Source organism: Tumebacillus flagellatus (genome assembly GCF_000714935.1).
Classification (GTDB): Bacteria; Bacillota; Bacilli; order Tumebacillales; family Tumebacillaceae; genus Tumebacillus; species Tumebacillus flagellatus.
Window position 1 is genome coordinate 1 of sequence record NZ_JMIR01000026.1, and the last position, 22235, is coordinate 22235.

At 58.9% G+C, this 22235-nt stretch carries 23 protein-coding genes; 16 read left to right on the forward strand and 7 right to left on the reverse strand.

Features of this window, described 5'->3' with window-relative positions; translation table 11 throughout:
- Positions 1 to 383, reverse strand: a 383-nt coding sequence (locus tag EL26_RS15770) for a hypothetical protein (RefSeq protein ID WP_038091005.1), incomplete at its 3' end; no start/stop codon positions are given.
- A 690-nt stretch (positions 384 to 1073) separates the two neighbouring features.
- Here EL26_RS15770 and alaS point away from each other — a divergent pair.
- The 6 genes from alaS to EL26_RS23950 all read left to right on the forward strand — a co-directional run bounded on the left by alaS (position 1074) and on the right by EL26_RS23950 (position 7456).
- Positions 1074 to 3701, forward strand: a complete 2628-nt coding sequence (alaS, locus tag EL26_RS15775) for an alanine--tRNA ligase (RefSeq protein ID WP_038091006.1) — start codon at positions 1074 to 1076, stop codon at positions 3699 to 3701.
- Between the two features lie 159 nt (positions 3702 to 3860).
- Entirely contained in the window at positions 3861 to 4316 is a 456-nt protein-coding gene (locus tag EL26_RS15780) for a GNAT family N-acetyltransferase (RefSeq protein WP_038091007.1), read from the forward strand.
- A 183-nt stretch (positions 4317 to 4499) separates the two neighbouring features.
- Positions 4500 to 5297, forward strand: coding sequence for a cell wall-active antibiotics response protein LiaF (gene liaF, locus EL26_RS15785; protein ID WP_038091008.1), 798 nt, complete (start codon positions 4500 to 4502; stop codon positions 5295 to 5297).
- The gene (locus tag EL26_RS15790) at positions 5278 to 6417 is read left to right on the forward strand and encodes a HAMP domain-containing sensor histidine kinase (protein WP_038091011.1); all 1140 of its coding nucleotides are present in this window, start codon (positions 5278 to 5280) and stop codon (positions 6415 to 6417) included. Before liaF ends, EL26_RS15790 begins: the two co-directional genes overlap by 20 nt.
- Entirely contained in the window at positions 6386 to 7045 is a 660-nt protein-coding gene (locus tag EL26_RS15795; protein WP_038091013.1) for a response regulator, read from the forward strand. The genes EL26_RS15790 and EL26_RS15795 overlap by 32 nt, the downstream gene beginning before the upstream one ends.
- Positions 7046 to 7081: 36 nt before the next feature.
- Entirely contained in the window at positions 7082 to 7456 is a 375-nt protein-coding gene (locus EL26_RS23950) for a sirohydrochlorin chelatase (protein WP_052036462.1), read from the forward strand.
- Here EL26_RS23950 and EL26_RS15805 read toward each other — a convergent pair.
- Complete coding sequence (locus EL26_RS15805; protein ID WP_081857253.1) at positions 7435 to 7950, reverse strand: Fur family transcriptional regulator; 516 nt, start codon at positions 7948 to 7950, stop codon at positions 7435 to 7437. The two genes, EL26_RS23950 and EL26_RS15805, sit on opposite strands and share 22 nt — an antisense overlap.
- 107 nt (positions 7951 to 8057) lie before the next feature.
- Between EL26_RS15805 and EL26_RS15810 the strand changes: the two genes are divergently transcribed.
- The 3 genes from EL26_RS15810 (at position 8058) to EL26_RS15820 (ending at position 9855) form a co-directional block, all read left to right on the forward strand.
- Entirely contained in the window at positions 8058 to 9176 is a 1119-nt protein-coding gene (locus EL26_RS15810; protein ID WP_274518890.1) for an MFS transporter, read from the forward strand.
- A gap of 72 nt (positions 9177 to 9248) precedes the next feature.
- A complete protein-coding gene (locus EL26_RS15815) occupies positions 9249 to 9467 on the forward strand; it encodes a hypothetical protein (protein WP_038091015.1) in 219 nt (72 codons plus the stop codon).
- 16 nt (positions 9468 to 9483) lie between these two features.
- Positions 9484 to 9855: a spore coat protein gene (locus EL26_RS15820; protein WP_052036463.1), complete on the forward strand. Its 372-nt coding sequence runs from the start codon at positions 9484 to 9486 to the stop codon at positions 9853 to 9855.
- 74 nt (positions 9856 to 9929) lie between these two features.
- Here the strand turns inward: EL26_RS15820 and EL26_RS15825 are convergent, their stop codons facing one another.
- Positions 9930 to 11228 carry an S-layer homology domain-containing protein gene (locus EL26_RS15825; RefSeq protein WP_038091016.1) on the reverse strand — a complete coding sequence of 433 codons (1299 nt, stop codon included), beginning with the start codon at positions 11226 to 11228 and terminating at the stop codon, positions 9930 to 9932.
- A 129-nt stretch (positions 11229 to 11357) separates the two neighbouring features.
- Here EL26_RS15825 and EL26_RS15830 point away from each other — a divergent pair, with 129 nt between their 5' ends.
- Positions 11358 to 11780 carry an acyl-CoA thioesterase gene (locus tag EL26_RS15830; RefSeq protein ID WP_038091017.1) on the forward strand — a complete coding sequence of 141 codons (423 nt, stop codon included), beginning with the start codon at positions 11358 to 11360 and terminating at the stop codon, positions 11778 to 11780.
- A gap of 112 nt (positions 11781 to 11892) precedes the next feature.
- Here EL26_RS15830 and EL26_RS23955 read toward each other — a convergent pair whose 3' ends face one another.
- Entirely contained in the window at positions 11893 to 14052 is a 2160-nt protein-coding gene (locus EL26_RS23955) for an ATP-binding protein (RefSeq protein ID WP_161780744.1), read from the reverse strand.
- Between the two features lie 167 nt (positions 14053 to 14219).
- On the opposite strand from EL26_RS23955, the gene EL26_RS15840 reads away from it, so the two are divergent.
- Positions 14220 to 16493 carry a DEAD/DEAH box helicase gene (locus EL26_RS15840; RefSeq protein WP_038091019.1) on the forward strand — a complete coding sequence of 758 codons (2274 nt, stop codon included), beginning with the start codon at positions 14220 to 14222 and terminating at the stop codon, positions 16491 to 16493.
- A complete protein-coding gene (locus EL26_RS15845) occupies positions 16490 to 17695 on the forward strand; it encodes an MFS transporter (protein ID WP_038091021.1) in 1206 nt (401 codons plus the stop codon). Before EL26_RS15840 ends, EL26_RS15845 begins: the two co-directional genes overlap by 4 nt.
- Before the next feature lie 34 nt (positions 17696 to 17729).
- Here the strand turns inward: EL26_RS15845 and EL26_RS15850 are convergent, their stop codons facing one another.
- Entirely contained in the window at positions 17730 to 18005 is a 276-nt protein-coding gene (locus EL26_RS15850) for a hypothetical protein (RefSeq protein ID WP_038091023.1), read from the reverse strand.
- A gap of 165 nt (positions 18006 to 18170) precedes the next feature.
- Here EL26_RS15850 and EL26_RS15855 point away from each other — a divergent pair, with 165 nt between their 5' ends.
- Positions 18171 to 18383, forward strand: a complete 213-nt coding sequence (locus EL26_RS15855) for a hypothetical protein (RefSeq protein ID WP_038091025.1) — start codon at positions 18171 to 18173, stop codon at positions 18381 to 18383.
- A gap of 59 nt (positions 18384 to 18442) precedes the next feature.
- On the opposite strand, the gene EL26_RS15860 is transcribed toward EL26_RS15855, so the two are convergent.
- A complete protein-coding gene (locus EL26_RS15860; RefSeq protein WP_038091033.1) occupies positions 18443 to 18955 on the reverse strand; it encodes a GNAT family N-acetyltransferase in 513 nt (170 codons plus the stop codon).
- 112 nt (positions 18956 to 19067) lie between these two features.
- On the opposite strand from EL26_RS15860, the gene EL26_RS24640 reads away from it, so the two are divergent.
- Positions 19068 to 20048, forward strand: a complete 981-nt coding sequence (locus tag EL26_RS24640) for a bifunctional GNAT family N-acetyltransferase/GrpB family protein (RefSeq protein WP_081857256.1) — start codon at positions 19068 to 19070, stop codon at positions 20046 to 20048.
- Positions 20049 to 20054: 6 nt separating this feature from the next.
- On the opposite strand, the gene EL26_RS15870 is transcribed toward EL26_RS24640, so the two are convergent.
- Positions 20055 to 20327, reverse strand: coding sequence for a hypothetical protein (locus EL26_RS15870; RefSeq protein ID WP_038091037.1), 273 nt, complete (start codon positions 20325 to 20327; stop codon positions 20055 to 20057).
- Between the two features lie 60 nt (positions 20328 to 20387).
- Here EL26_RS15870 and EL26_RS15875 point away from each other — a divergent pair, with 60 nt between their 5' ends.
- Positions 20388 to 20771: a DUF309 domain-containing protein gene (locus EL26_RS15875; RefSeq protein WP_038091038.1), complete on the forward strand. Its 384-nt coding sequence runs from the start codon at positions 20388 to 20390 to the stop codon at positions 20769 to 20771.
- A gap of 58 nt (positions 20772 to 20829) precedes the next feature.
- Positions 20830 to 22167, forward strand: coding sequence for a ribonuclease H-like domain-containing protein (locus tag EL26_RS23960; RefSeq protein WP_052036465.1), 1338 nt, complete (start codon positions 20830 to 20832; stop codon positions 22165 to 22167).
- Positions 22168 to 22235: the final 68 nt, after the last annotated feature.

Here is a 22235-nt window from a genome sequence, read left to right on the forward strand (position 1 = left end):
ATGTACGCGGTTTGGACACTGTTACCGGTCGGCAGTCCTTCACGGACGATGTACGCGGTTTGGATCGAGTTTTCACCCTGATCGTCGCCCGGGTTGGGGCCAAAGCCGCGAACGATGTACGCGGTTTCGCGCGGGGAGATCGGGATGTCGCGTTGTACTTCGATGTCGTGGCCGTTCTTCTTGCCACGAACGATGTACGCGGTTACGTCATCCCCGGGCATACCTTCACGCACGATGTAGGAAACCTTCGACACGATCGGAATGTCCTTGTTGACTTGATGTGTTGCGGAAGGAGCGACCGGGATGTCTGCGGTCTGAGTGGTCGCAGGCACCAAAAGTGCAGCTGCCAGGGCAAGACCTACGAAAGCAAATGCTTTTTTCATGAGAAACTCCTCCTTTGGTAACGCTGGATGATAAATAATTTAAATGCCATTCATCATCACGATGAATATATCACAGAAATCAGCCAATTTCAAATGAATTTTGAATATTACAGCCCTTTGGCGAAGCGGTCTGTAACGGTTGGCACAAATTCTGTGAAAGTGAATTTGTTGAAGGGCTTGAGTGCTTCTTAAGGATGATTGTAATCGATCCATCTGTTTATATTATAGAGCGGATATGTTGAGACATGCATCCGCCTTTAATCCCTTCTCTATATAGGACGCAAGACGGAGGAAAAAGTTTCACATTCGGGACGTATTTCTCTTGCCGTTTGTATCAGTCTGCCCAAATGAGGAGAGACTACTTTACGAACAGAGGCTCTGCCCCTATAATGGAAACTAATGCGATGAGGAAGAGGAGTAGGGCATAGTCCGCCGTCAGAGAGAGCGACCCACAGGCTGAGAGGACGCTTCGGTGAAGGATGCTTGAACGCTGCTTCTGAGTGCAGGTGAACCCTGCCGGTCCGTGCCCGTTACCGCACGCCGAGGTGATCGTGTTGTCCAGCGGGCTGTCCCGTGGAGCACGGTAACCAGGGTGGTACCGCGAATGTGCTCAACAGCCTTTCGTCCCTGGAATGTTTTTTCATTCCGGCGACGAGGGGCTTTTTTTATTATCTGAAGGGAGTTACTCACATGAAATCTGCTGAGATTCGCCAACGGTTTGTGAAGTTTTTTGAATCCAAAGGCCACGAGATCGTGCCGAGCGCATCGCTTGTGCCGTACAACGACCCGTCCTTGCTTTGGATCAACGCGGGCATGGCGCCGCTGAAGAAGTTTTTTGACGGGTCGGAGATTCCGAAGAACCCGCGTATCACAAACTCGCAAAAGTGCATCCGCACCAACGACATTGAAAACGTCGGGAAGACCGCCCGTCACCATACGATGTTCGAAATGCTCGGCAACTTCTCCATCGGCGATTACTTTAAAAAAGAAGTCATCCCGTGGGCGTGGGAATTCCTCACCGAAGAGCTGAAGTTCGACAAGGACCGTTTCTACGTGACGATTCACACGGAAGACGATGATGCGTTCGAGATCTGGACCAACGTCGTCGGCATTCCGGCCGACCGCATCTGCCGCACCGAAGAAGACAATTTCTGGGACATCGGCGAAGGTCCGTGCGGCCCGTGCTCGGAGATCTTCTACGACCGCAACCCGGAAATGGGCAAGGACGACGTGTTCCACCCGGACAACCACAACGGCGAGCGCTATCTCGAAGTGTGGAACCTCGTGTTCACGCAATTCAACCACAACGCAGACGGTTCCTACACCGAACTGCCGAAGAAAAACATCGACACCGGCGCGGGTCTGGAACGTCTGTGCTCGCTGCTGCAAAACGGCGAAACCAACTTCGACACCGACCTGTTCCTGCCGATCATCGAAGAAACCGCTCGTCTGTCCGGCAAGCAATACCACACCGACCTGAACCTCGACGTGGCGTTTAAAGTCATCGCCGACCATATCCGCACCGTGACGTTCTCCGTCGGCGACGGGGCGCTTCCGTCCAACGAAGGCCGCGGCTACGTCATCCGCCGACTGCTGCGCCGTGCCGTTCGCTACGGCAAGGTGCTCGGCATTGAAAAGCCGTTCATGTACACGCTGGTGAAGATTGTCGGCGACATCATGGGCGAGTACTACCCGGAAATCGTCACGAAGCGCGAGTTCATCGAGCGCGTCATCAAAGCGGAAGAAGAGCGCTTCCACGTGACGCTGGCAGACGGCGAATCCCTGCTTGCCGACGTGTTGGAGCGCGTCAAGGGCGAAGGCAAAAACGTCCTGCCGGGCGAAGAAGCTTTCCGCCTCTACGACACCTACGGTTTCCCGATCGACCTCACCGAAGACATCTGCGTGGAGCAAGGCATCGAAATCGACCGTGAAGGGTTCGAAAAAGCGCTGAACGAGCAGCGTCAACGCGCGCGCGCCGCACGCAAGGACGTCTCCACCATGTCGGTGCAAACGGAACTCTACGACGAACTCGACATCCGCTCGAACTTCGTCGGCTACTCCGAAGCGGCAACGTCCGCACAAGTGCTCGCGATCATCTCCGGCGGCGAAATCGTCGAAGAAGCGCATGAGGGCGACGAGATCGCGCTGTTCCTCTCGCAGACGCCTTTCTACGCAGAGTCCGGCGGTCAAGTGGCGGACATCGGCCTGATCCACGTCGGCGAAGCGGCGATCGTCCAAGTTCTCGACGTGCAAAAAGCGCCGAACGGCTACAACCTGCACAAAGCGCGCGTGCTCTCCGGCACCGTAAACGTGCTCGACGAAGCGGAAGCGTCCATCGACTACGAGCGCCGCGTCGCGATCACCCGCAACCACACCGCGACGCACTTGCTGCACAAAGCGCTCCGTCAAGTGCTCGGCGAGCACGTGGCACAAGCGGGCTCTCTGGTCGGACCGGATCGACTGCGCTTTGACTTCTCGCACCTCTCCGGCATGACGGCGGAAGAGATCGCCGACGTGGAACGCCGCGTCAACGAGCAAATCTGGCAAAACGAAATCGTCGAGATCAACGAGATGGGCATCGACGATGCGAAAGCGCTCGGCGCGATGGCGCTGTTTGGCGAGAAGTACGGCGATGTCGTGCGCGTCGTCAAAGCGGGCGACTATTCCATCGAGCTGTGCGGCGGCTGCCATGTGCGCTCCACCGGGGAAATCGGCCTGTTCAAGATCGTGTCGGAATCGTCCATCGCAGCCGGCGTGCGCCGCGTGGAAGCGGTCACCGGCAAGGGGGCGTACGAGTTCGTCGTTGAACGCGACCGCCTGCTCACCGATGCGGCGGGCAAGCTGAAGGCAAACGTCAACGACGTTCCGTCGCGCATCGACAACCTGCAAAACAACATCAAGGAACTCGGCAAAGAAATCGAGTCTCTCAAAGGCAAACTCGCAGCGGGTGAAGTGAAAAACCTCGTCGAGCAAATCCGCGAAGTCGGCGGCGTGCCGTTCCTCGCGGCGAAACTCGACGGCGTGGACATGGACGGCCTGCGCGCGATCGCCGAAGACCTCAAAGCACGTCTCGCGTCCGGCGTGGTCGTGCTCGGCGCGGCGCAAGGCACGGACAAAGTGAACTTCGTCGTCGCGGTCACGAAAGACCTCAACGGCAAAGGCATCCAAGCGGGCAAACTGGTCAAAGAAGTCGCAGCGGTCACCGGCGGCGGCGGCGGCGGGCGTCCGGATCTCGCACAAGCGGGCGGCAAGGATGTCTCCAAACTGCAGGAAGCGCTCGACAAAGCGGCCGACCTCGTGGCGGGTATGCTGGTCTAAGCGTCCGTTTTTTCCAAAAGCGTCTCTGCCTTTCGCGGCGGGGGCGCTTTTTCTGCGTTCTTCTTCTGTGTAACGACCGATACTTTTTTGTGTATGTTCGAATGCGCATCGGTGCTATACTCAACATGTTTGTTTTTTACAAGCGGAGGGGGAAGCACGATGAAGATTCGAATGGCGGAAGAGGGAGACCATATGTTTTTGGTGCGGGAGTATTTGCAGTATTTCAGCCCGCACATCGAAGAAGCAAAGCGGTACGCCGAACTGAACTTGACGTGCGACCGCACGTGGCTGATGGAAGAAGACGGCTTGATTCTCGGGACGCTGAGCTGGGGAGCTCGCGAGGGCGTTCATTCGGGGATCGCGCAATTGACCGGCTTGCGCATCATCCCGTCGCGCCGGCGGCAAGGCTTGGCGGGCACGCTTTTGCAAGCGGGTCTGGAGGACATGGCGTCGTACTTTGCCGATCGTGCCGCCTCGTTGCGCCGCGTCTTCGCGTTCGCTCCGGAAGACCAGCCCGGCGCGGGGCCGCTCTTGCAGGCGTACGGGTTTCACCCGTTGCATCGGCTGGACGGGTGGCGGGAGGACGGAGTCGGCGAGTGGTTTTATGTGCGGTGATCCCGACATACAGAGGTACGGAAATGCGGAATCCCTGTCGCGTCTTGCGGCGGGGTTTTTTCTGTCTCCGTCTGCGGACGGAGGCGTCGAACCGACTTACGCGGGGGGCACGGACGAGGCAGAGGAGGTATACTGAAGGCAACAGAGAAATTGGTAGTGTGAGGAAAGGAAGCGGAGGACGCGATGAGGACTTTTGGAGGCTTTTTTCTACTGGTCGGCTTGGTGCTGGCCCTTGTGAATTTCGGCGTGTGGGAGGGCGAGACGATCTCTTCGGTGTTTTTCACCTACTGGCCCGCCATCTTGATCTACTTCGGGCTGGTCGGATTGATCGGCGATCTCGTGCGCCGCTCGGTGATGGGCGCGTTTTGGAACCTCGTGGTGCTGGGACTCGGCAGCTTTTGGTTGCTCGACAATCTTGACTATCTCGGCAACACGTCGTGGTCGAGCCTGCTGATCCCCGGCGCGCTGATCGTGCTGGGCTTTCTGCTCCTGTTCGGCCGCTCCGGGAAAAAAACGGCGCGCGCCTCGATCCGCTATGCCGAAACCTCGGTTGCGGAAGACTCCGTGTTGGAGAACCTCCCCCAACCCGCGAAGTCGCTCCAACCGGTTGAAACGGATCGCGTCATTTCGACCAAGGCGGGCGAATTGAAGCTCGGCGGCCCGAACTGGAAACTGGAGAGCACGCGCATCGAGCAAAAAATGGGTACGATCCGCCTCGACTTGCGCGAGACGTTTATCCCCGAGGGCGAAACGGTGCTCGACATCGAGTGCAAAGCGGGCGACGTGCACGTCTACTTGCCGGACGGCTTGGACGTGCACGTGGAATCGCGGGTGAAACTCGGAAACTCCCGCGTGTTTCAAATGCAGACTCCCAACGGCCAGGCCGTCTACCAGACCCCCGGCTATGACGAGGCGGAACGAAAAGTCCGCTTGCACATTTTGGTGAAGTTCGGTGACATCCATGTTACGCGCGTTGGATAGCCGGTTCAAAAGCGTCCGCTGGTCGTTGTTGCTCGCGTTTGTGCGCACAACGGCTGCGGCGCTGGTTGTGTTTGTCGGGCTTGCGGGCGGGGCGTTCTCGCTCTACAACTGGCTGTCGTCGAAGCCGCTGCTGACACCGGACGGGTTGACGGGGGGCCAATGGGCGGTGCTGGCGGCGATCTTGCTTGGCTCGGGTCTCATCGCCATCCTCGTCGTCGGTCTGGTCGGCGGCTATTCCACGTCGCGCGCGCAGCAAGAGCAGATCGGGACGCTGCTGGAAGCGACGCTGCTCTGGGCGAACGGCCGCCTCGGACACCGCATCGAAGTCGTCGGCGACGAAAACGAAATCCTCGAACTCGCCGGCGCCCTGAACGGCATGGCGGAACGGCTGGAAGACCAAGTCTTGGCGCTCGGCCGTCTCGTCGACAAAAACGAACGACTCGCGCAACAGGCAGCCGGGCTTGCCACCATGGAAGAGCGCCAGCGTTTGGCGCGCGACTTGCACGATTCCGTTTCACAGCAGCTGTTTGCGATCGGGATGACGTCTGGGGCGGTGGCGAAGTTGTACGAACGGGACTCGGAGCGGGTGCGCCCCTTGATCGCGCAACTCGAAGAGATGGCGTCCAAAGCGCAAGCGGAGATGCGGGCGCTGTTGTTGCATCTGCGTCCGGTGGAATTGGAAGGGCGTTCGCTGGCGGAGGCGCTCGATCGCTTCTTGCAAGACGTCTGTCCGCGCCACGGGATTCGCTACGACATGGAACTCAACGGCGTGATTCGCTTGAGCGACGGGATGGAAGCGCATCTGTTTCGCATCGCGCAAGAGGCGGTCTCCAACGTCGTGCGCCACGCCTCGGCGACGAAGCTTGGTGTGAAGTTGATGCGCGAGGGCGAGCGCGTCTGCCTCGCCGTGAGCGACGACGGGCGCGGGTTTGATCCGAAGCAGCAACGCGGCGGCTCCTACGGGCTGCAATCGATTCAAGAGCGCGCCGAAGAAGTCGGCGGGCGGATGGAAGTGTTGTCGCGACCCGGCGAGGGAACGGAAGTCCGCGTCTGGGTGAGTTTGTACGGCAAGGAGGAAGAACCACGAGATGAGCAACATTCGCGTGTTATTGGTGGATGATCACGACATGGTGCGCTTGGGCGTGCGCACGTATTTGATGACGGAGCCGGACATCGAGATCGTCGGCGAGGCGGGTTCAGGTGAGGAGGGCGTGAAGCGGGTGTCGGAGCTTGGACCCGACGTCGTGCTGATGGACCTCGTCATGGGCGGCATCGACGGCGTGGAAGCGACACGGCGCGTCTTGGCGGAGCGCCCGCAGACCAAAGTGCTCGTCCTGACTTCGTTTTTGGAAGATGACAAAGTGCTCCCGGCGCTTGAGGCGGGCGCATCCGGCTATCAGCTCAAAACGGTGCTCGGCGAGGAATTGGCGACGTCGATTCGCAAAGTGCACCGCGGCGAGACGGTGCTGGAGCCGCAAGTCGCCGCCAAGGTCGTGGCGAACTTGCAAAAACCGAAAAGCCCCACGCCAACTGCCGAGACGCTCACGGAGCGGGAGATGGATGTGCTGCGCTTGATCGGGCGGGGGATGACCAACCAGCAGATCGGTGAAACTCTCTATATCGGGATCAAGACGGTCAAAACGCACGTTTCGAACATCTTGGCGAAACTGGGCGTGGAAGACCGCACGCAAGCGGCGATTCTCGCCATTCGCAACGGTTGGGTGGACGCGGAGAGCAAAAAGGGGTAAAGTGTTTCCAGAAGCGAAGAGTAGGAGGCGGGGGAGATGTCGAAGTGCGGCATCGTGATCGTGGCGCACGGAAGTCAACTTCCGGATCCGGAAGAGGCGCTCGCGAAGCTCGCCTCTTTTTTGCGGGAAGAGAGCGGAGGCCCGGTGGAAGTGGGTTTTTTGAGCTTCCAGAGCCCGTCGATCGCAGAAGCGGTGGCGTCTGTCGTGCAAGCGGGTGTCGACCGGGTGACGGTCGCGCCTTTTTTTCTGACGGAGGGGTATCTGATGCGCAAGGCGGTGAAGCTGGCACGCGAGGCCGCACCCGGTCTGGACATGAAAATCGCCCCGCCGCTCGGGCAACATCCCCGTCTCTTGGACGCGGTGTTGGATCGAGCGGACGAGGCGATGGGTCAACGGGCCGACGCTGACTGACAGCAGTTCGCGCAGTGTCCGAAGATTTCAAAGCGGTGTGTTTCGATGTGAAACCCGGTCGGGGCTTCCAATTGCAGAGCATCCATCGGGCATCCGGCGACAAGTTGCGTCTTGCCGCACACGGTGCAGATGAAGTGATGGTGGTGGTGATTCGTGTCGCATGCGATGCGGAATTTGCTCCCGCCGTCGCCGAACACCGATTCCTCGATCAAGCGCTCCTCCTTGAGCAGGTGGAGGTTGCGGTAGACCGTATCGAAGCTCAAGCGCGGGAATTGCGCCTTGAGGCGCTCCAGTAAATCCTTGGCGCTGATGTAGCGGTCTTCCTCCAAGAGGATCTCCACGATGCTGCGGCGTTTGCCGGTCAGCTTGAAGCCCTGCTCCTTGAGACGATCGAGGAACTTGTCCTTGGTATTCGGAACGCTATGCGTATGAATGTGATCATGGCTGTGATCGTGATGGCAGGGATCGTGGGAATGATCGTGTTCGTGCGGCATGAAAGCACTCCTTTCCAAACCTACTCCCTAGTATACCACAAGGAAGAGGGTGTTAGATTCTGGAGGTTACACAAGAAAGCCTGCCAAGAGCGCGCGGCAAGACGCGTGTGTTGGGGGCGTACTACTTTTTCTTTTTCGTGGGATTCGGGGCGTTGTATCCGATGTTGCCGCTGTTCTTGCGCGAAAACGGCTTGAGCGGCGGGCAGATCGGCATCATCACCGGGATCGGCCCGATCATGACGGTGCTGTTTCAACCGCTCTGGGGCATGATCGTCGACCGTTGGCAAGCCCAGCGGCTGGTGTTGTTCACGACGCTTTCCGTGGCGGCGTTGTTGTCGCTTCTGTATCCGCAAGTCGGCGGTTATGCGCTGTTCCTCCTGCTGTTTGCCGGGATGGCGGCGTTTCACTCGTCCGGCGTGCCGATCCTCGATTCGATCTCGCTGCGCACGGTGGCGAAGCACGGCGGCGATTACGGCTCGCTTCGGCTCTGGGGCGCGATCGGATTTGCCGTCGCGTCGTGGGTGGCGGGGAAACTGTCCGACCTCTCCGGGCTGCAAGCGATCTTCTATGTGTATGCGGTGGCGATGGCGTCCTGTGTGCTGTTGACGCGCGCGCTGCCGAAAGAACCGGCGGAGATGAAGTTTGAGCTGCTCAAAGGGCTTGGCAAGCTGATCCGCCTGCCGCGGTTTTTGGTGTTTTTGTTCGGGACGTTCTTGATCTTCGGGACGATTCAAGCGAACAACAGCTATTATTCGATTTTTTTCACCGCCATCGGCGGCAACGTGGCGGGCGTCGGCCTGTCATTTCTGATCGCGGCGGGCTCGGAGGCGCCGGTAATGAAGTTCGCCGGGCGCTTGATCTCCCGCACGGGACTGATCGGGGCGCTGGTGCTCTCCGGTTCGATCGCGGCGCTGCGCTGGCTGTTCTACGGGATGGAACCGTCTCCGGTGCTCGTGATGTCGCTTCTGTTCGTGCAGGGGCTTTCCACCGGTATCTACATCCCGGCGGCGGCGGAGTTCGTGCGCCGCAACACCCCGGAAGAAATCCGCGTGACGGCGCTTGGCATCTACTCCGCGATCGGCAACGGTCTCGGTTCGATGGCGGGCACGATGGTCGGCGGGTTGCTGCTCGACCGCGTGGGGATCTTCGGCACGTACACGGTGTTCGGGATCGCGTCCCTCGTCGGCGTCGCCGCGATGGTGTCGCTGCGGTTTATCAAAAAATGACCATGCGCGTGTTGCATGGTCTTTTTTTGATTGGCAGATACTACCTCCATACGAAGGAGGTCGAAATCGCACATGCAACCGTTGACCGCAAAGGAACTTGAGTACATCGTCGACTCGATGTCCAACGAAGACCTGCTGATCAAGCAATGCACCGCCGCCGCCGCGTCTGTGCAAAACCCGCAGTTGGCAAGAATCGCTCTGGAGATGGCGGGGCGTCATCAGACGCACTACAACTACCTGCTGAACACGCTCCAGCAGCATCAGCAACTGGCTCCCACCCAACCGATGTAAGAGAGGAGGAATCCGCATGCAACAGACCCAACAGATGCAACCACAACAAACCTTTCAACCCCAGTCGTTCCAAGCGGTGCAAAACCGCCATCGCCCGTTGCTCCCGGACCAAGACCTGCTCTACACGATTCTCGCCGATCAGAAGCGCACGGCGCGCGAGTACTGCACGGCGGTGATGGAATCGAGTTGCCCGATGGTGCGCCAGATGTTCACGGAGCTGCTCCAAGACACGCTGACGTTGCAAGGGCATCTCTACAAGTCGATGGAGCAAGCCAACATGTACAACGCTTCGTCGAAAGCGCAGCGCCGAGAACTGGACAAACAAATTCAGCAGTACGCGCAGACGCAGCAGAAGACCCAGCAATTCCTGCAGCAGAACTTCCAATAGCCGCGCTGGAAAAAGAAGACCCGGCCTCATGCGGAGGCGGGTCTTTTTTTCGTGCTTGGGCGGGAACGCCGGGATTACGAGGTGCTTTGCGCGCTGTTTTTCACGTTCGCGGGAACGGTGATCGGCGCGACGTTGTTGTAGTTGGACAGCGTGAGGTCGAACGTGGACTTGTAAGTCGCGCCGAATGTGGTTTCCGTGTGGACAGACTTTTGGTAGAGCGTGTTTTTGTCGAGGACGATGCGGTAGACCGTGTCGCCGAGGTCCTCCGATCCGGCGGGCAACTGTCCGCTTTGGTCGAGGAGCGCTTTTTTCATGACCGCGCCGGGCAGAGTGCCGCTCAGGGTGTAGGTGTCGCCGTTGTCGGTGACCGTCAAGAACGGGGCGAGGTAGTGGCTGTTCTTCGCGCCGTTGTTGTACGACGGAATGATGTCTTCCAAGTTGCCTTGGAACGTTTGCTTGTACCAAGTATTGTCGGGCGCCTTGATGTACTCGGTGCCGCCTGCGATGTAGAACTCCATTGGGTCGGTCGCTTTCTGGCCGGAAGTGTCCGTGGAGGTGATCGAGCCGGATTGATGGACGGACAGAGGGCTTTGTACGTAGTCGCCCTCGGCGGTCATCGCGGTGTCGGGGGCGTTCATCGACTCCGACATGTGGAAGGACGTGATCTTGTTCATCGCGGCGTCTGTGCCGTCGAGCAGCGAGATCGTGCGTCCGATCGTGTCGATTTTGGACGTGTACGTGTCGCGGTGGGTGTAAAATTCATACGCGAGCCGGGCGACGGCTTGGCGTTCGGCGTTGCCTTGCGGGTCGAACGTCCACGCGCCGTTGCCGTCTTGGCTGCCTTTGATAAACCCGATGTGCTGTGTCAGAGCGATCAGCGGTTTGGCGTAGGGGGAGGCGGCGTTTTCATCGGAGAACGTCGACGTCAAGCCGTACGAAGTCGCTTCGTTCGCCCGGCCCATCGCCCGGATGAAAAACGCCGCCAATTGCTCGCGGGTGATCGGTTCGTTCGCGCCAAACGTCGTGGCGCTCGTACCGGAGGTCAGCCCCGCCGTGACGAGCGCGCCGACGTACGGTTGCGCCCACGATTCCACGTCGGTGAATTTCGCCGAAGCGGCGGCGTTGGGCGTGAGTTTCAGCGCTTTGGACAACAGGGTGGCAAACTCTTGGCGGGTCATCGTGGCAGCCGGGCGGAACGTGTTGTCTTCGTACCCGGAGATGATGCCGGCGCTGACCAGCGCTTGAATTTCCGTCTGGGCGTACGAAGCGCCCAAGTCTTTCAGAGCAGGAGTCTGCGCCTCGGCGCCGGGTGTCGCGAACAGCGAGGCGAGCAGAGTGCCTGTCAGGAGCAGAGCGGGAATGCGTGCTTTCATGAGGTACCTCCTTGAAAAAAGAGTAGGAGTGCAGATACCCGTAGGGTGTCCAAAACCTTTCCTTTGACAACGTGCAAAAACTTGGGCAACATGAAAGCAGGGACTTGATAGAGAGGAGATTGACTTTTTATGTATCGAAATGAATTGAGTGTGCGGTTTAACGATTGCGACGCGTTGGGGCATGTGAACAACGCGACGTATCTGACGTTTTTTGAAGAGGCGCGCAAGGAACTGTTCCGCCTGTTCAACCCGAGCTTGGATGTGCACTCGTGGAATATGATCATCGCGTCTACGCGTTGCGACTATTTAAGAGAAGCCGTCTACGCGGAAAACTTGACGGTGCTCACTTGGATCGGCCGCCTGGGTTCGTCCAGCGTCGACGTCGAACAAGCGATCCAAAACGAGCGCGGCGAATGGGTCGCGAGAGGCAAAGCGGTGCTGCTTGGGTATGACTTCGGCACGAAGAAAGCCGTGAAGATGTCGGACGAGATCCGCGCGAAGCTCTTGGAGCACAACGAAGCGCCGGAGGGCGTTCCGGCGTTGCGGGAATAGAGAAAAATACTTCGGCAGGCAAGTGAGCCATGAGTTCACATCAGCACCCCGCGCCGAGGCTCGTTTTTGACCCCAAAAAGACCTTGGCACTCAACAGCGCCAAGGTCTTTTCTCATGCAAACCGTACCGTAAACACCGTGCCGCGACCCGGAACGCTTGTCACTTCCAGCGTCCCGCCGTGCGACTCGACGATTTTGCGGCAGACGGGCAGGCCGAGGCCGGTGCCCGCCGCTTTGGTGGTGAAAAACGGCTCGAAGATCCGCTCCATCTGCTCCGGGTTCATCCCGCAGCCGTTGTCCGCCACAGCGATCACTCCGCCGTGCAAGCGGATGTCGATCTTGCCGTCCGTGCCGTTCATCGCGTCAAACGCGTTGCGCACCAAGTTGATCAAGACTTGCTTCAACTCGCGGGCGTTGCCTTCCAAGCGGTACCCTTCTTCGAGCTCCAAGCCCAACTGCACCCCTCGGTAGTTCGCTTCGCCCTCCAGCACGAGGAACGTCTCGCGAACCAGCGACGCCAGATCGACTTGTTCCGAACCTTGCGCCGGCCGCGCCATGCTCAAATACTCGCTGAGGATCGCGTTCATCCGGTCGATCTCCGACTGCATCACGTCGAGGTACATCTGGTGCTCTCCGCCCTCCATCTTCTTGGCCAAGAGCTGCAAAAATCCGCGCACCGACGTCATCGGGTTGCGCACTTCATGCGCAATCGTCGCCGCCATCTGCACATAGTGCGAGTGCGCGTCCACCCGGCGGGACAACTGCTCCCATTCCTGATAGAGCGTGATGTCCTTGACGAAGACCATGCACCCGTCCGCTTCCTGCGACAACGGGTTGCGAATCGGGAACAAGTCCAGTTCCAACACATATTCGCGCCCGTGCATCAACGCTCTCTGCTGTTCGAGGTGTTCGCGGCGGCATGTTTGCAGCACGCGCTCCAAAGCGAGGCCGAGCGCCTGCCCGTTCTCCGGGAACTGCCACAGCTCCACATCGGGCAACTTCTTGCCGATCAAGTCCATTTCCCGCCGCCCGACCAGCGAGCACAACTCCGGCGAGATGTGCTCGATTTGCAGATTGGCGTCGACCAACAGCACGTTTAACGCCACCGATTGCAACAACACCTGCGTCTGCTGCGTCAAGCGGTCGATGGCGAATTCCTGCGAGCGGTTGTAGACGAGCACCAACCACGCCGGCGCTCCGTTGCCCGTCGACGGAAACGGACGGATCGACAACGAGAAGGGAATCTCTTCTCCGTCCGAATTGCGGCCCACGCCGACGCGGTTTTCCACGCGCTTTCCGGCCTGCAATTCATCCAGCGGATACGTCCCGTCCAAAAAACGGAAGCGGGAACGGTATTCCGTGCCGTCCCACGTGAGCAATTGCTCTTGGGGATAGCCGAACATCTCGCAGAGGTACGGGTTCACATAGTTGACCCGACCCGTCGCGTCAAACGTCAACAAGCCGAGCGGCACCTGATCCAGCACATTGCGCTGCTGGTGGCGGTAGCGGCGGGCGAGATCGACGGCGTTTTGGAACGCTTGCGGCAGGTCTTTGAGCAGTTCGAATTTTGAGTCAAGCGTTTCGCCGGAGAACGAGTCGCCGTCATACGACTTCACCCATTCGATCAGCTTCTCTTGCTCCCGTTGCAGATGCCGCTCATGGCGTTCTGAGCGCAGGCCCATGGCGAGCCAGACGGTCAACGAAACGAGGCAGACTCCCAACCCGGACACCCAGATGAAGGTTTGCTGCCTTTCGATTTTTTCCGTGGATTGGTTGACATTCAAAACGGCGTACACGGAACCGTCCCGGTACAGCGGGATGGAATAGTTGTACACGCGGACATTGCGAATCTTCGAAATCGTGAAGTAAAACTGAGGCTGGCCGGTCTTGAGCAACGTCTCCGTCTCAGGAGCCACCGATTCGAGCGTATAAGGCAGGAGACGCGGGTTGCGCTGGACCGGCGCGTACGCGACCACTTGGTTGGTCGCCCGAATGTAGAGCGAACCGCTCAAGTCGTTGTCAGCCGGGAACGTCTCGTCCAGCAACGCTTGAAAACGCTGGTACAAAAGCGCATCGTTGCCGCTGGACATCGCAAACGAAAGGCCGGGATCGGACCCCATCCGATGTTGCAACAACAGAGACATCGCCGAAAGCTTCTCTTGCTTCTCTTGATAGAGGGCGTTAAACGCCACGAACACCAGGAGAATGGTCGTGCAGAGCAACAGCAAAGCGGGAAGCAACAGCTTTAACACGGTGGGCAGTTTGCGGTTCACGTAGGACATTCCTTTTTGGCGTCTATCTTTTTTGGTGGAAGTCAAAGTAACGATTCAGTTTACAAACTTTACTGTTCTCTACTATACTCGATTTTTGCTTGTGGTTAAAGTTGTATATTTCCAAGAGGATTTGTACACCCCTGAAGCGAAGGGTATCGGTCAAGGAGATGAAGAGAACCATGAACCTCGATCTGTTGCTCGACGAGTGGAAGCGCACCGATTCCTTCATGCGCAACGTCACGCACTGGCGCGTGTATCCGTCGCAAGAAGCCGTCTATGCGGACTTCCCGTCCGGCATGGACGAACGCTTGCAAGACTCGTTGAAGAAAAAAGGCATTCGCCAACTCTACTCGCATCAAGCTCAAGCGTTTGAGACGGTGCAGCAGGGCCGCAACGCCGTGGTGGTCACGCCGACCGCGTCCGGCAAGACGCTGTGCTACAACTTGCCCGTCTTAAACCGCCTGCTCCACGACCCGAGCGCCCGCGCGCTCTACCTGTTCCCGACCAAAGCGCTCTCGCAAGACCAGATGAAGGAATTGCACGAGATGGTCGAGCACTTGGAGCAAGACATCAAGACGTTCACCTACGACGGCGACACGCCGGTCACCGCCCGTCAAGCGATCCGCCAAGCGGGGCATATCGTCGTGACCAACCCGGACATGCTCCACTCCGGGATTCTGCCGCACCACACGAAGTGGGTGAAACTGTTTGAGAACTTACAGTATGTCGTCATCGACGAAATTCATATGTACCGCGGTGTGTTCGGCTCGCACGTCGCCAACGTCATCCGCCGTTTGAAGCGCATTTGCAAATTTTACGGCTCCAATCCGCAATTCATCTGCTGTTCGGCGACGATCGCCAACCCGCGCGAATTGGCGGTGGAGCTGTTTGACGAGGACTTCGACTTGATCGACCAATCGGGCGCTCCGCGCGGCGAGAAGCACTTTATCTTCTACAACCCGCCGGTCGTCAACCAGCAGCTCGGCATCCGCCGCTCCTCGTTGCTGGAAGCGCGGCGCATCGCGACGAGCCTGCTTGCGAACGACATCCAAACGATCGTGTTCACCAAAGCCCGCACGCAAGTTGAAGTGATGCTGACGTATCTCAAGGAAAGCACCGCCGGCGTCGTGCCGCAAAAGTCTGTTCGCGGGTATCGCGGAGGGTATTTGCCGGGCGAACGCCGTGAAATCGAGCGCGGGCTTCGCAACGGCGACGTGCGCGGCGTCGTCTCGACCAACGCGCTGGAGCTGGGCATCGACATCGGGTCGCTTGAAGCTTGCGTGATCACCGGCTACCCCGGAACGATCGCGTCCGTTTGGCAGCAAGCGGGACGCGCCGGACGCCGTCACGGGCAAGCGGTCACGATTCTCGTCGCCTCGTCCGCGCCGCTTGACCAGTACATCATCCAGCACCCGGAGTATTTCTTCGAAGGATCGCCGGAACACGCGTGGGTGCATCCGGAGAACTTGATCATCCTCGTCGACCACATCAAGTGCGCGGCGTACGAGTTGCCGTTTGAAAAGGGCGAAGAGTTCGGCGTGGCGACGACGGAGGAAGTGCTCGATTTCCTCGTCGAAGAGCGCGTGCTGAACAAAGCGTCCGACGAGCGCTATTATTGGATGAACGACTCGCTCCCAAGCCATAACATCTCGCTTCGTTCCGCCGCTCAAGAAAACGTCCTGATCATCGACATGACGGAACAAAACCGCGTTATCGGCGAAACCGACCGCTTCTCCGCTCTGACCACCCTGCATGAAAAAGCGATCTACATCCACGAAGGCATCCAGTTCCAAGTGGAGAAGCTCGATCTCGAATACGGCAAAGCGTTTGTGCGCAAAGTAGACAGCGACTACTACACCGACGCCGAACTCGCCGTCCAACTGACCGTCCTCGACGAGTTCAAGCACGTCGAGGAACCGAACGTCCAGCACGGCTTCGGCGAAGTGTCGGTCAACGCCTTGCCCACCATCTACAAAAAAATCAAGTTCGACACGCACGAGAACCTCGGCTGGGGCAAAATCCACCTGCCCGAAGCCGAACTGCACACGATGTCGTACTGGGTTTCCTACGACGAATCATTCACCAAAGACATGAGCAAAGAGGACATCGAAAGCGGGCTCGTCGGCACGGCGAACTTGCTCAAGGGTGTCGCACCGATCTACCTGATGTGCGCGCCGGGCGACCTGCACGTCCAGCCGCAAGTGCGCGCCGTGCACACGCAAGCCCCGACGGTGTTCCTCTACGATTCGTATCCCGGCGGCATCGGCCTCGCCGATAAATTATACGGCGTGCGCACGCAGCTGTTTGCGTCGGCGCTCGCGATGCTCGACGGCTGTCCTTGTGAGGCGGGATGCCCGTCGTGCGTCGGTCCGGTGGAGATCGTCGGGGAGAACGGCAAAGCGGTGACGAAACGCTTTTTGGAAGCGGTGAACCACTCATGACCTACATCCAGCAGGGCACGTCCGATTTTAAAAAAGCGACGTTCGGCATGTTTGCCGGCGGTTTGAACACGTTTGCGATCCTCTACAGCACGCAGCCGTTGATGCCGGAGTTCTCCCGCGAATTCGGCATCTCGCCGACGGTGGCGAGTCTGTCGCTGTCGGTGTCCACGATCGCGATGGCGTTCTCGATGCTCTTGGTCGGCTCGCTCTCCGAATCGTGGGGACGTAAGCCGGTGATGACGACCGCCCTCGCCGGCTCGGCGATCCTTGCGGTGATCACGGCGTTTGCGCCGAACTTTCACATCTTGCTCGCGGCACGGGTGTTGCTTGGCATCGTCCTCGCCGGACTGCCCGCCATCGCGATGGCGTACTTGGGCGAAGAGATGGAACCGGGGACGCTCGGCGTGGCGATGGGGCTCTACATCAGCGGCAACTCGATCGGCGGCATGGGCGGACGGATTATCGTCGGCATGCTGACCGACTTTTTCAACTGGCGGGTGGCGCTGGCGGGCATCGGCGTGCTTGCGATCGTGGCGTCGCTGTTTTTCTGGGTGACGCTTCCGAAATCGCGCAACTTCCACGCGCAGCCGCTGAAAGTCAAACCCCTGCTGCGCTCGATGATTTCGCATCTCCGAGATCCGGGCTTGCTTTGTTTGTACGGCATCGGCTTTTTGTTGATGGGCAGTTTCGTGATGCTCTACAACTACATCTCCTATCAGTTGATCGCCCCGCCGTTTTCGCTCTCCCAGACGCTGGTCGGTTGGATTTTTATCGTGTATATCGTCGGGACGTTCTCGTCGACGTGGATGGGGCGTTTGGCGGATCGCTGCGGCCGGCGCAAAGTATTGTGGATTGCGCTCTCCATCATGCTGGCCGGCGCGTCGGCGACGTTGACGACGAACTTGCCGCTGAAAATCGCGGGCATCGCCGTGTTCACGTTCGGCTTCTTCGGCGGGCATTCGATCGCGTCGTCGTGGGTCGGCCGCCGTGCCGCGCACGATAAAGCGCAAGCCTCGTCGCTCTATCTGTTTTTCTACTACGCGGGGTCGAGCATCGGCGGCACGGTCGGCGGGACGTTTTGGATCGCGTTCGGCTGGGGCGGTGTCGTGGCGGCGATCGTCTGCCTCCTGGGTTTGGCGCTGCTGCTGTCGGTACGCCTCACGCACATCCCTGTGCTCACAGAGAAAAAGAGCTCCGTCTGACGGGGCTCTTTTTTTGCATGCAGTTCAAGCGCTTTCAAGCCAGATTGGCGTACAAGATCAACAGCACACCGGTCAGAGCCAAACTTCCGCTGACGGGATCGTAGAGGTCTTTGGGCGCGCGCATCTTCACGGAGCGCACCACGCAGCACACACACCAAAACAACCCCGCCAGAAAAAAATACCTCCCCGCCGCCCACAGATCGCCGTTCCCGCCGTCCACGAGAAACGTGCGGAACCCGATGACGGTTAACGCCAGCCAAAGCAGCGTGTAGAGCAAGAGGTACAGCGAAAATCCCCACGAAATGCGCACCCGGATCACCCCTCCTCCGTCGGGCGGAATCCTCCTGCAATATGTGTATTCACGCACCTTCAAAATTGTGAGAAAAAATTTCTCGCAAACTAGCAAAGCGGAGGAATACTTTTGCTAGAAGCGGTCATACTCTATACCATAGACCACAATCTGGAGGGATTTCACATGACCCACGAACAAGTGCTGAAAGCGTTCTACGCGCGCCTCAAAAACGTCTCGACCGAATCTGTCGTCCGCGTCGTCGATCTCGCCCGTGAGCATCACATGAGCTACCGTCACTTGAGTCGTCTGCTGAAATCGTCGGGGTTGAACCTCCTCTGGATCAACGGCAAAGCGTTCGTCTATCGCGGAGAAGCGGTGCAGGTGCTGGCTTCCTGATCGAATAAATAACAAATCGATTGAAAAAACCCTCGCTGCCGGTTGGGCAGCGAGGGTTTTTAGTTCAGCGGCAACACCATCAAGCTCTCGTCGAAGTAGAGGTCGCAGATGCGCAGCGCGCGTTTTTCCGTGCCGTAGGTTTGGAAGCCGAGCTTGGTGTAGAGGCTGAGGGCAGCGGTGTTTTTTTGCACGACAGCCAAGTTGATCTGTTCGACGTCTTCGAAATCCGCTTTGGTTTTCTCGACGGCGGCGCGGATCAACGCTTGGGCGAATCCAAGGCTTCGCGCTTCCGGCGCGACGTACATCGCGATCAAGTTGGCTTTGTGGCGCAGTTTGCGCAGTTCTTCGCGGCGAATCGTCACCACGCCGACCAACTGGTCTTGGTCGTTGAACGCGCCGAGCGTGAACGTCGTCTCCGGGGAAGAGAAGCGCTTCTCATAGTTTTCAATCGGGTTCGGACGGTCGAGCGCTTCATGATACGAATCCGCAAACGCTTCCGGGTGTTCTTGCAGCGCGCGCAGGCGCAGCTCCCAATAGACCTCAGCGTCCGCAGGGACAAGCGTGCGTATCATACTAAGTTCACATCCTTTGTCAGATTAGGTATTTTTACCTTTCGCCGTGCTCCATCCATTCACCTTTTGTGTTACCATTTTCTTAACAAAGTTGCAGGGGGAGGCAGGCAGCATGGTTACTTTTTGCGCGATCGACCCGGAGCGGGATCGGGCGTTGGTCATTCCGCATCGACGGGATTCGTTTGTGGTCAGTTTCGGATCGGATGAGGGCTATGGACGGGATGAGGACTATCTGTCGTGGCTCTCGATGCGCTGCGAGCAGTTTCCCCTCGGGCAAGTGCTGGCGTATGAAGGGCGCGAATGCATCGGGCAGTTGGAGTTGACGTTGCGCGAGGGCGGGCAGATGGGCTACGTGAATCTGTACTACTTGCGGCCGGAGTATCGCGGGCGGGGGTACGGCAAGCAGCTGCACGAGTATGTGGAGCAGTTTTTCCGTCCGTTTGCGGTGCAGCGCTTGGAGTTGCGCGTGGCGAAAACCAATGCGCGGGCGATCCGTTTTTATGAAAAGATGGGGTTTGAAGCGGCGTACGAGGAAGGGATGCGCGGACATGAAGTGTATCGGATGCGCAAAGACATGCGGGAGAAAGTCGAGATCACACCGTACGACCCGGCGTGGCCGGCGCTCTACGAAGCGGAACGCGAATCGCTCTTGAAGGAACTGGGCGGCGACGTCGCGGCGATCGAGCACATCGGGAGCACGTCCGTTCCGGGGCTGTCCGCGAAACCGATCCTCGACATCCAGATCGGGCTTTCTGAGATGGTGCCCGCCACCGTGTTCGAAGAGCGTCTGCAACGCCTCGGCTATCGTCACCAGCCGGGCGCCGACGACCCGAACCGCCGTCACTTTTTCCGCAAAGGGGTACCGCGCACGCATCACGTGCACATCCTGACGATGGATTCGCGGGAGTATCGGCGGCATCTGCTGTTCCGCGACTACCTGCGTTCGCACCCGGAGACCGTCGCCGAGTACGAAGCGTTAAAAAAAGACCTTGCCGCGCGGCACGGGCATGACCGCGGGGCGTATACGGACGGCAAGACGGCTTTTATTGAGGAGATCGTGGAGCGGGCGCAGAAAGAGCGGGGGCAGGAGTAGAAACCGTTACTGCCACCCCGCGCTGCGTTTGTGAGCGAGGATGCTCATGTAGGAGAGTGTCGTGACTCTGTGGTCGCCGGTGACGACGCGAACGTGATTGATCGGGGTCTGCGGGTAGTGGCGTTGGATGTAGGCGTACACGTTGCGGTCGTCAAACGGGTCCTCGAAGCGTCCCAACTCCTCGGCGAACTCGACATCGTTGTGATGGGAGAGGTAGAGCGTGAGGACGGCGCCGTTTTCGGTTTCTTGCAGAAAGTCATGCACGATTTGCAGCGGCATGGTGATCACCTCCAGATTCTAGTATGGACGTGAGCGTGCTGTTCTATAGGAGGGATTGGGTTGGACGAACAGGTGCGGGAATTTGTGCGGCTGTTTAATGAAGAGCAAGATTTCTACGAGTGTCACGAGCTGTTCGAGTTGGCGTGGAAGGCCGAGTCGGAAGAGCCGCTGAAGTCGTTTTATAAAGCGATGGTGCAAGTGGCGACGGCGCAGTTCAAACTGAACCAAGGCTACATGCGCGGCTTCCGCAAGCTGTACGGGTATGCGTTCGGTGTGCTGGAGTCGCTGCCCGACGTGTACCAAGGGATCGACATGGCGCGCTTGCGGCGGGAGTGGACGGCGCAACTGCACCGATTGCCGGAAGCGGACAGGATCGAGGAAGGAACGTTCCGGCAGCATGGATTGGATTACCTGCAGCTGCGTGTGCAGGAATCGGGGCTCTAGCGGCGAATACATGTTCGGATTGAAAGACAGATGACGGATGCGAAGGAGGCCGCCGCCCATGCGCAGTTTGCGGGACCGATTGAAAACATACAAAAAAGACATCGCCCCGGGGGCGGTGGCGACAGAGGCACAGCCGGAGGGGGGCACGGGCCTGAAACCGGAAGAGCGGAGTCTCGATGCGGAGTTGATCGAGACGTTTCTGACAGAGGTGGAAGCGGAAGTCGCCGGGTTGCCGGAGTCGGCGCTTCCCGTCGCGATTCCGGGCGTCGTGGAAGAGACGCCGTTCGGCCCCTGCTACTACCGCGATGTGCGGTTTGACGTGCTGACGATGCACGGGCATTATCCGCTCGCCCGCACGCGCCACTTGCCGCTGTCGGTTCTGCAGAAAGTCTGCAAAGTGCGGAACGCCGAGGATCTCGCGTGGGAGGATGTCTGCTTTTTTGACACGGAGACGACGGGGCTTGGGTCGGGTGCGGGGAATTTTATTTTTTTGTTCGGGTTGGGGTTTTTTGAGGAAGACGAGTTTGTCGTGCGGCAGTATTTCTTGCGGGAGTATGCCGAGGAGCGGGCGCTGTTGTGGTCGCTTGGCGAGTTGCTGAATCGCTTTCAGGCGATGGTGTCGTTTAACGGTAAGGGGTTTGACTGGAAGTTGTTGGAGACGCGCTGTACGCTCGCCCGCTTGGAACTTGCGCCGACGGTGCATCTCGACTTGCTTCCGCCCGCGCGGCGACTTTGGAAGAAAGTCCTCGCCAACTGCAAATTGATCACGCTGGAACAGGAGATCCTCGGGTTTGCGCGGGTGGACGACACGCCGGGCGCGATGGCGCCGGAGTTGTACTTCGCGTACCAGACCGACCAAGACGCGCGGCGGTTGACGGGGATCTTCACGCACAACGTGCACGACATTCTCACGCTGGTCACGCTGTCGCACCACATCGGGCTGATGGTGGAAGCGCCGCTCTGTGCCGCGACGCACCCCGAGGAATTGTTCGGGTTGTCGCGCTGGTATGAAGAGTGGTCGCAGGGCGAAGTTTCCGCAGCGTGCCTCGTGCGCGTGACGGAGATGGAGGAGCAGGACGAGTATGCCCGCGAAGCGCTCTGGAAACTTTCGCTGCACCACAAGCGCCTGCAACGCCATGAGCAAGCGGCGCTGCTCTGGCACGAATTGCTGACGGGGCCGGCGCTGTGGCAGACGGCGCCCCGCGTGGAACTGGCGAAGTATTACGAGCACAAAGTCCGCGATTTTCGGCAGGCGCTTCAACTGACGGAAGAGACGCTGGAGTTGGTGCAGTCGCGCAAACTCGTGCTGCGAACGCTTGCCGTCGAGCATGAACTGCATGAATTGCATCACCGCCGGGAGCGGTTGTTGCGCAAACTGCAAGCGTCCGGTTCCTGATCGGCATGAAAAAAGGCACGGAGCCGCGGCGCGTCGTATAAACTGACCCCAACCGATCTACGGTACAA